This is a genomic window from Parasphingorhabdus sp. (assembly GCF_049667325.1).
Lineage (GTDB): Bacteria > Pseudomonadota > Alphaproteobacteria > Sphingomonadales > Sphingomonadaceae > Parasphingorhabdus.
On the sequence record NZ_JBATHY010000045.1, the window covers coordinates 1 to 9,820 of the forward strand.

At 57.9% G+C, this 9,820-nt stretch carries 6 protein-coding genes and 1 tRNA gene; 4 read left to right on the top strand and 3 right to left on the bottom strand.

Annotation, left to right across the window (positions count from 1 at the left end; genetic code table 11):
- Window positions 1-341: 341 nt before the first annotated feature.
- Together WBM93_RS02335 and WBM93_RS02340 are read right to left on the bottom strand one after the other, a co-directional pair.
- Window positions 342-1,193 (bottom strand): DUF3883 domain-containing protein, encoded by an 852-nt coding sequence (locus tag WBM93_RS02335; protein ID WP_424427773.1) that lies wholly within the window; start codon window positions 1,191-1,193, stop codon window positions 342-344.
- 250 nt (window positions 1,194-1,443) lie between these two features.
- Window positions 1,444-1,530 (bottom strand) — tRNA-Leu (locus tag WBM93_RS02340).
- 239 nt (window positions 1,531-1,769) lie between these two features.
- Between WBM93_RS02340 and WBM93_RS02345 the strand changes: the two genes are divergently transcribed.
- Complete coding sequence (locus tag WBM93_RS02345) at window positions 1,770-2,723, top strand: complex I NDUFA9 subunit family protein (RefSeq protein ID WP_424427775.1); 954 nt, start codon at window positions 1,770-1,772, stop codon at window positions 2,721-2,723.
- A 6-nt stretch (window positions 2,724-2,729) separates the two neighbouring features.
- On the opposite strand, the gene WBM93_RS02350 is transcribed toward WBM93_RS02345, so the two are convergent.
- A complete protein-coding gene (locus WBM93_RS02350; protein WP_424427777.1) occupies window positions 2,730-3,524 on the bottom strand; it encodes an undecaprenyl-diphosphate phosphatase in 795 nt (264 codons plus the stop codon).
- 284 nt (window positions 3,525-3,808) lie between these two features.
- On the opposite strand from WBM93_RS02350, the gene WBM93_RS02355 reads away from it, so the two are divergent.
- The 3 genes from WBM93_RS02355 to gltB all read left to right on the top strand — a co-directional run.
- Window positions 3,809-5,263, top strand: coding sequence for an NAD(P)-dependent oxidoreductase (locus tag WBM93_RS02355; protein ID WP_424427779.1), 1,455 nt, complete (start codon window positions 3,809-3,811; stop codon window positions 5,261-5,263).
- A 32-nt stretch (window positions 5,264-5,295) separates the two neighbouring features.
- The gene (locus WBM93_RS02360) at window positions 5,296-6,378 is read left to right on the top strand and encodes a DUF2059 domain-containing protein (RefSeq protein ID WP_424427781.1); all 1,083 of its coding nucleotides are present in this window, start codon (window positions 5,296-5,298) and stop codon (window positions 6,376-6,378) included.
- A gap of 1 nt (window position 6,379) precedes the next feature.
- On the top strand, window positions 6,380-9,820 hold a 3,441-nt coding region (gene gltB / locus WBM93_RS02365), incomplete at its 3' end, for a glutamate synthase large subunit (protein ID WP_424427783.1).

Here is a 9,820-nt window from a genome sequence, read left to right on the forward strand (position 1 = left end):
GGGGGAGCGGTTGGACAGAGGGGGTTTGGGGGCGGTGATCGCGGGTTTTGGGTTACCTTGGTCGGGGATTGAGAGAGCCGGGGTTTGGTGGTCCAAGACGGATGCGGGCTAATTGCGGGCTTTGCAAGCTTTCGCGGTCATCGGCGAGTTTAAAAAATGGTGCGGAAGAGGATATCAAAATTTAACGTAAGCTTCTGTTTTAATTCAATAAGTTGATCACATCGCACTGTGCTACCGAAGCCTGCACCATGCGGCTCCAGCGCCTTGAAGTTGTTGGTCCTGAATTCAAATTCCAGCGATTGCACGGTATTGATTTGCCAATCACTCAGCGGCCTACAGAGCTACTGAATAGAAGCCAGAAAGCTCGTTGGCGTTAAGGACACGTGAGCATCAAGCGGTGGTCGAATTGAAAAGGCCTTAGGTTCCCGGGCAAAATTCCAAAGCCGTATAAGATGCCAGGTTTCCCGTTTCTCTTCCGCGACAGCAATTTCGTTCCGGCTGATATGAAACGGCGTCCGTTCCCAGCCATTGGTCGTTTTTACTTCGATTAGCCGCCTTTTTCCGTCGGGCTCAAAACTTGCAATATCGTATCCGGCGCCGTCTCCTTCTTCCACGGATGTCCACTGCACTTTCTCGGCGAGATCATTTCTGGATGCTTGCCTCAATGCAGAAATTTCATGAGCCAAAACGCGTTCTTCTCCGGCTTTGCCTAACGCGCGATTACTGGCATCGCGCGCAGCAACATCGTACTTGCGCCCAATAGCAGCCATGAACTTCGTATCTACCGGCGATGGTACATTTGCAAAAGTAGGCGGAGGTCCGATCCACAGCGTTGGCTCTTCAACCAATATATTCGCGGTGCTTTTGCTGTTACCTGATTTTTGAAATTCGGTATCGAGCCAGCTTGATTTATAATCTAGCCGGCGCAAGACGGCGTCTACCAGCGAGTTTTGAAACCGCGCTTTCGGTTTATATCCTATGATCCAAGGCTGTCCCAAGCCCAGCAGGACTGCACTGATATTTTGATGTTTGAATTCGATCGAGCCACGAGTTCGTCTTGGCACCATTGGCTGTAAATTTCTATTATGCTCTGCTTTGTTGTAGCCGCGGCCCTGAATTTCGGCGGAAAGCATAGAAAAATAGTCTGCAACGATTAGATCATTTTCGCTCTCGGACCAGTCGTCATCGGACATAATATTCGTTTCCAGCCAAACGCCCCGCCAGTCGCGCGCGCTTGCTTTTAGATAACATCAAACGTTGAGCACAAGTCAAGAAATGCGTTCAACATTAAAGAATGACGCGGTGCGAGAAGCGGAACTCACGCCACTTACTGGGACAAACTAGAAAACGATGGTGTCGGCTTCGCCGACGCATTAGCCGTCCGGCCTGATCTTGACTTCTCTTATTTCACATTGTTTGCAAGTCTATCGGCGATCAATTAAATGGTGCCCAGAAGAGGACTCGAACCTCCACATCCTTGCGAATACTAACACCTGAAGCTAGCGCGTCTACCAATTCCGCCATCTGGGCCCATGCAGGTGGTAATCATCTTAATACCGCCTGATAGAGGCGCGCGATTAGCCGGTTGGTGGTTCTGCTGTCAATGATTCATATGGGCAATCGCCCGTCTTGGCGGGTCGGCGGGGCGGGGCGAACGGGGAACCGCGGCGACGCGGCACAAAATATGCTGGTCAGCGAAGGGAATCCACTGTTGCTTCAACCGCCCGGCTGGGGCAGAGGCTATGCGGAAACCAAGGCACGGGTGGAAGATGAACATGGATCTCGATGGACGTTTGATTTGCATATTTGGCGGCGGCGGATTTCTGGGCCGTTATGTCGCCCAGGTCCTGCTCGCTCGCGGGGCACGGCTGCGGATAGCCGAGCGCAATATCAAGAACGCGATGCATATCAAGCCGCTGGGCAATCTCGGCCAGACCCAGTTTGCCAGCGCCGACATCACCAAACCCGAAAGCGTCGCCCGTGCGGTCCATGGCTGCGATACCGTGGTCAATCTGGTCGGTGTGCTGACCGGCGATTTCGACCGTATCCATGTCGAGGGCGCGCGCAATATTGCCGAGGCGGCAGCCGCGGCGGGTTGCCGGACGCTGCTCCATCTTTCGGCGATTGGTGCGGATACCGCATCCCCCTCGCGTTACGGCCGGAGCAAGGGCGATGGCGAACAGGCGGTTCTGAAAGCCTTTCCGGATGCGATCATCCTCAGGCCTTCGATCGTCTTTGGCCGGGAAGACCAGTTCATCAACCGCTTTGCCGCGATGATCCAGATGCTTCCGGTCGTGCCGGTCATCGGCAGCGCGACCAGATTTCAGCCGGTCTTTGTTGGCGATGTTGCCGATGTCGCGGCACAGGCGCTCAGCCAGCCCGGGCTTTATGCCGGCCAGACCTTTGAACTGGGCGGCCCGGAAGTCATCAGCATGGGCGACCTCAACCGCCGGATCGCGTCGATGACCGGACGCGAGCGGACCTTTATCGATGTTCCGGATTTTGCCGCGAGAATGATGGCAACCTTGCTGGGTCCGCTGCCCGGCGCACCGATCACCGTGGATCAGTACAAGATGCTGCAGAAGGATAATGTCGTGGCAGCCGGCGCCAGGGGACTCGACGCCTTTGGCGTCGTGCCGACCCCGCTCGCTGCAGTGGCCCGCGGCTGGATGGAAAAATATACCGCGCACGGCCGCTTTGGTGCCCGCGCCAAAGCGAACTAGACGCCGTCAGAAAAGCGCGAGCAACGCTATGCCCATGGCGACGCGGTAGACAACAAAGACCATCATCGACGCCTTGCGCAAAAAGCGCATCAGGAAAGTCATCGTCGCGAGCGCCGCGATAAAGGTCAGCGCCCCGGTGATTAGCGCCTCCTGAAGCAGGTCGCTGCTGGCGCCCATCAGATCGGGAATGATCAACACGCCGGCACCAGCGACAGCGGGGATCGACAACAGAAAGGAAAAACGCGCCGCCTCGACCCTGGTGTAACCGAGGAAACGGGCCGCGGTCATGGTCACGCCGGAACGGCTGGTGCCCGGGATCAGTGCCAGTGCCTGCGCGAGCCCGACGATGATGCCGTCTTTCAGCGACAGGTCCTCGAACGATTTGACTTGCCGTCCGAAACGGTCGGCAATGCCGAGCAGGATTCCGTAGATGACAAGATTGATGCCAACCAAAGTGGTGCTGCGGAACCCGTCAAGATAGCCGCCGGTCTTCAGGAACAGGCCGACAATGACCGCCGGAATCGTGCCGATGATGATCCACCAGAACAATCGCCTTTCCGCCACCGCCTGACCGATCCCGATCGATGCAAGACCGCCCCTGCCCAGCGACCAGACATCTTTGAAAAAATAGGTGACGATCGCGAGCAGGGAGCCGACGTGCACGGCAATGTCGATCATCGGACCCTGGTCCGCATAGCCGGTGAACACCGGCAAGAGGATCAGATGGCCCGAAGAAGATATCGGTAGAAATTCGGTGACGCCCTGCACGATCGCGAGGAGCAGCATTTGAAAGAAGGTCATGGGCATTCCGTATGTTGGCTTGGCGGTATGTCGGCTCGGCGCGCAATAGCGTTTCACCACGCGGTTGTCGTGAGGAAAATATAGGTCCGTTACGATACTATTATTATAATAATTCCGAAGGCTTATGAAGCCGAGTGTGGCCAAAACTTCTATTAGGTCACTGTTGCTGTCCTATATTGTGATTTATGCGTGACTCTTGGCCTTTTCTAGGTTATTTCAACCACCACATCCGCGCGACAGGGCGGTTGGCTACAATCAAAAATAACAAGAAATGAGCGTCTGGCATGGCAAAAAGCCCGCAGAAACTGGAAATGTTGAAATTTGTCGAGGAAGGCCAGGCCTATCCCGAAAAGCGCGATCCCGATCTCCGCGCCGAAGATTTCCAGGAGATCGCGGATAAATATGCGCCGGACAAGGCGGCGGAACAGTCCGCGCGCTGTTCGCAATGCGGCGTGCCTTATTGTTCGGTCCACTGCCCGTTGCACAACCATATTCCGGACTGGCTCCGCCTGACCGCCGAGGGCCGCTTGCGCGAAGCCTATGAAATGTCCAACCTGACATCGACAATGCCGGAGATCTGTGGCCGCATTTGCCCGCAAGACCGGTTGTGCGAAGGCAATTGCGTGATCGAGTTTTCCGGCCATGGCGCGGTCACCATCGGCGCGGTGGAAAAATATATCACCGACACCGCCTGGGAAGAAGGCTGGGTCGAAGCGCTCCAGCCGGGACGGCCCAAGGGCCAGTCGGTCGGCATCATCGGCGCGGGTCCGGCTGGCCTGACCGCCGCAGAATATCTGCGGGTGGCCGGCTATGACGTCCATATCTACGATCGCCACGACCGCGCTGGCGGGCTGCTGACCTACGGTATCCCCGGTTTCAAGCTGGAGAAAGAAGTGATCATGCGCCGGGTCCAGCGGCTCAAGGATGGCGGGATCAACTTCCACGAAAATTTCGAAGTGGGCCGGGACGCGACGCTCGATCAGTTGCGCGAAAAGCATGACGCGATCCTGATCGCCACCGGCGTTTACAAAGCGCGCGCGATCAAGATGCCGGGCGTCGGCGCGCCGGGGGTCGAGGAGGCGCTCGACTTCCTGATCGCATCCAACCGCAAGAGTTTCGGCGATGACGTTCCCGATTTCGAAAATGGGCGATTCAACGCCAAGGGCAAGAATGTGGTCGTGATCGGCGGCGGCGACACGGCGATGGATTGTGTCAGGACATCGGTGCGGCAGGGAGCGAAGTCGGTGAAATGCCTTTACCGACGCGACCGTGCCAATATGCCGGGCTCGCAGAACGAAGTGCGCAATGCCGAAGAAGAAGGCGTCGAATTTGTATGGCTTTCCGCCCCAAAAGCAATCGAAGGCACCGATCACGTCACCGCGGTAAGGACGGTCAAAATGCGGCTCGGCGCCCCCGATGCCAGCGGCCGCCGATCACCGGAAGTTCGGCCGGACAGTGATTTTACCGTCGATGCCGATCTGGTGATCAAGGCGTTGGGCTTTGACCCGGAAGATCTGCCCAACCTGTTCGGCTGCCCCGATCTAGCGGTCACCCGCTGGGGAACATTGCGGGTCGACCACAAGTCGATGATGACCAATATGGAAGGCGTGTTTGCCGCCGGTGACATTGTCCGGGGTGCCAGCCTGGTCGTATGGGGCATCAGAGACGGCCGCGATGTGACCGAGCATATGCACCGGTTCCTGCGGGCCAAGAAACTGGCGGAGAAGGTCGCGGCATGATGCGTTGTTTTCCAAAAACGAAAGATCGTCCCATGAGAAAATTTGCTCTTCTGGCTGCGGCCACAGCATTGACATTGTCAGGGCCAGTATTGGCGCAGGACAATCAGGACAAGGCTACGGCAAGCGTTGCCGAAAAAGGTGCGAACGAACTCGAGGCTTTTACCAAGTTTTTCGAGAATATGTTCCCGAAGGACGACACGCCGATTGCGCCTGAACTTCTGGAGAAAGGCGAGCGGGTCGCCGGGGCGATCGTTCCGACCGGCAGTTACCGCAAGATCATGGCCGGTACTTTCCAGCAAATCATCGAACCAATGATGGCCGGAATGGACGATATCCCGCTGTCAACAATCGCGGCTTTCGCGGGCGTCAGCGAAGAGGATATCACGCTTAAAGAGGGTGCGACGCTTTCGGATCTGATGATCATCGTCGATCCATATTATAAACAACGCAATCGCGCGATGATGGCCCAGATTACCGACATATTGATCGACATGTCCGATGATATGGAACCGCCCATCCGCACAGGACTGGCGCGCGCCTATGCACGCCGGTTCTCCGCCAACGAACTGGAAGCAGCGGCCCAGTTTTACGAGACAGATTCGGGCGCGAAAATTGCCGGCGAAAGCCTAGCGATATTCGCCAGCCCCGAAGTCATGTCTGCGTCGATGGAAATGATGCCCAAATTCATGGAACGGCTGATGGGCGTGATCGGAGAAATCGCCGAGGGATCTGGAGATCTTCCGCCACGACGCAGCTTTGGCGATCTGAGTGAAGACGAGCTAGACACAATGGCCGAGTTGATGGGCGTTGATCGCGAATCGATGGCCGAAGCCCGCGACGACCATTCCTACGAAATGACCTCGGGTGCTGCGGAAGTAGCTGCAGAAGAGGCGGCGGCAGCGGCCGTCGCTGCCGTTGATGCAGCTTGCGAAGCGGACGAGGAATGCCATTCCGAAGCCGACGAGGCGCGATGGGCTGATCCGAAAAACTGGTCCGCCGCAGAACGCGACACGGTGGCAGAACTGGAAGCCAAGCATGAGGCCGCCTTCGACAAATTTTTCGCGGCACAGGAAGCCGCATACCAGAACGCAAAAAAGCGGTTGAAGAAAGACTGACATGACCCACTATTATCCTACCCCCGAACATGAACGCCTCGCTCGCGAAGGCATGTACCGGCCCGAATTTGAGGGCGATGCCTGTGGTGTGGGCCTGGTTGCGGCGACCGACGGCAAACCGTCGCGGCGGGTCGTGTCCTCGGCCATTGATGCGCTGAAAGCGGTCTGGCACCGGGGCGCGGTGGACGCCGATGGCATGACCGGTGACGGCGCCGGCCTGCACGTCGATCTGCCCGAGCGCTTCTTTGACGATGCGATTGCCGACAGCGGCCACAAGGTGCGCCCCAACCGGCTCGCCGTAGGCATGATCTTCCTGCCGCGCACCGATCTCAATGCGCAGGAAACCTGCCGCACCATTGTCGAGGCGGAAATCATCGAATCCGGTTATACCATCTATGGCTGGCGTCAGGTACCGGTGGACGTGTCGGTGATCGGCCCCAAGGCGCAAAACACCCGCCCCGAAATCGAGCAGATCATGATTGCCGGACCGATGCCGGACAAGCAGGACGCTCGGGAATTCGAGAAGAATCTCTATCTCATTCGCCGCCGGATCGAAAAGAAAGTGATCGCCGCGCAGATTCAGGATTTCTACATCTGCAGCCTGTCCTGCCGCTCGATCATCTACAAGGGCCTGTTTCTCGCCGAATCCCTGTCGGTTTTCTATCCCGATCTGACCGACGACCGGTTCGAAAGCCGGGTGGCTATTTTCCACCAGCGCTATTCGACCAACACCTTTCCCCAATGGTGGCTGGCCCAACCGTTCCGCTGCCTCGCGCATAATGGCGAGATCAACACGATCCGCGGCAACAAGAACTGGATGAAGAGCCACGAGATCAAGATGGCGAGTCTGGCCTTCGGCGACTATAGCGAGGATATCAAGCCGGTGATCCCGGCAGGCTCGTCCGACACTGCAGCGCTGGATGCCGTGTTCGAGACCATCTGCCGTTCCGGCCGCGATGCGCCGACCGCGAAAATCATGCTGGTGCCCCAGGCCTGGCAAAATGACCCGGATATCGATCCCGCCCATCAGGCGATGTACGAATATATGGCCAGCGTTATGGAACCTTGGGACGGTCCAGCGGCATTGGCGATGACCGACGGCCACTGGGCGGTTGCCGGCGTCGATCGCAACGCTTTGCGTCCCCTGCGCTATTCACGCACGTCTGATAATCTGCTGATCATAGGCTCCGAATCCGGCATGGTTGTTGTTCCCGAAAGCCAGATCATCGAAAAGGGTCGCCTCGGCCCGGGACAGATGATCGCGGTCGATCTCGATGCTGGCGTCCTGTTCAAGGATCAGGAACTCAAGGACCGGATCGCCGCGGAAGAACCTTATGCCGATCTGGTCAAGGGATTCCAGACCGTCGACGACCTGCCACCGGCACCCGAAATGTCGGGGATGGGATATTCCAAGGAAGAATTGATCCGTCGTCAGACCGCGGCCGGCCATACGCTCGAAGATATGGAAATGATCCTGGCGCCGATGGTCGAGGATGCCAAGGAAGCGATCGGCTCGATGGGCGATGATACTCCGCTTGCTGTGATCAGCCTGAAGCCGCGCCAGGTCAGCCATTTTTTCCGGCAGAATTTCTCGCAGGTCACCAACCCGCCGATCGACAGTTTGCGCGAACGTCACGTGATGAGCCTGCGCACGCGTTTTTCCAATCTTGCCAATATATTGGAACAGGACAGCCAGAATGAACATGTCATGGTGCTGGACAGTCCGGTGCTCAGCTGCGCCATGTGGGAGCGGCTTAAACTTGGCTTCGGTGATACTGTCGCGCAGATCGACTGCACCATGGCGACCACCGGCAATGCCATCGAATTGCGCGATGCGCTCGCCCGCATTCGGGCCGAGGCCGAGCAGGCTGTGCGCGCCGGCCAGACCGAGATTTTCCTCACCGACGAGGATATTGACGAAGACAGGCTGGCGATCTCGATGGTGATCGCGACCGCGGCGGTGCATACGCATCTCGTCCGCAAAGGGCTGAGATCCTATGCTTCAGTTAATGTCCGGGCGGCGGAATGTCTCGACACCCATTGCTATGCCGTACTGATCGGCGTCGGCGCGACCACGGTCAACGCCTATATGGCAGAAGCGGCGATTGCCGACCGTCAGGCCCGCGGACTGTTCGGCGAATTTACCCTCGATGCCTGCCTCGAACGCCACAAGAAAGCAATCGACGAAGGCCTGCTCAAGATCATGTCGAAAATGGGCATCGCCGTGATTTCCAGCTATCGCGGCGGCTATAATTTTGAAGCCGTCGGCCTGTCGCGCGCGCTTTGCAACGACCTGTTCCCCGGAATGCCAAGCAAGATATCCGGCGAAGGCTATGCCTCGCTGTTTATCAACGCGCAGGAAAAGCATCAAGCAGCCTTCGAACCGGCGGTTGTGCGGCTGCCGGTCGGCGGTTTTTACAAACAGCGCGATGGCGGGGAGGCGCATGCCTATAGCGCCCATCTGATGCATCTGCTGCAATCGGCGGTCGCGCATGACAGCTATTCCTCCTATCTCCAGTTCTCGCAAGGTGTGCGCGAACTGGACCCGATCTATCTACGCGATCTGATGGAGTTCAACTACGCACCCGAGCCGGTTCCGATTGACGAAGTCGAAGCGATCACCGAAATACGCAAGCGGTTCAACACGCCCGGCATGTCGCTCGGCGCGCTGAGCCCCGAAGCTCATGAAACGCTGGCCATTGCGATGAACCGGATCGGTGCGAAATCCGTCTCCGGCGAAGGCGGCGAGGAAAAACGCCGCTACACGCCTTATGAAAATGGCGATAATGCCTCGAGCCCGATCAAACAGGTAGCCTCTGGCCGCTTTGGCGTGAATTCGGAATATCTCGGAGCTTGCGAAGAGATTGAAATCAAGGTGGCCCAGGGTGCCAAGCCCGGCGAAGGTGGCCAGCTGCCCGGTTTCAAAGTCACCGAATTCATTGCCAAGCTGCGCCATTCGACGCCCGGCGTGACCCTCATTTCTCCGCCGCCGCATCACGATATCTATTCGATCGAGGATCTCGCCCAGCTGATCTATGACCTCAAGCAGATCAATCCGCGCGCACGGGTTTGCGTGAAACTGGTGTCGTCGGCTGGAATCGGAACGATTGCCGCCGGCGTCGCCAAGGCCCATGCCGATGTCATCCTGATTTCCGGCAACACAGGCGGCACCGGAGCATCGCCGCAGACCTCGATCAAATTCGCCGGCACACCATGGGAAATGGGGCTATCGGAAGCCAATCAGGTGCTCACGCTCAACGGCCTGCGCCACCGGGTGAAATTGCGCACTGATGGGGGCCTCAAGACCGGACGCGACATCGTCATTGCCGCGATACTCGGCGCCGAGGAATTCGGCCTCGGCACGCTGAGCCTGGTCGCGATGGGCTGCATCATGGTGCGCCAGTGCCACAGCAACACCTGCCCGGTGGGCGTTTGTGTGCAG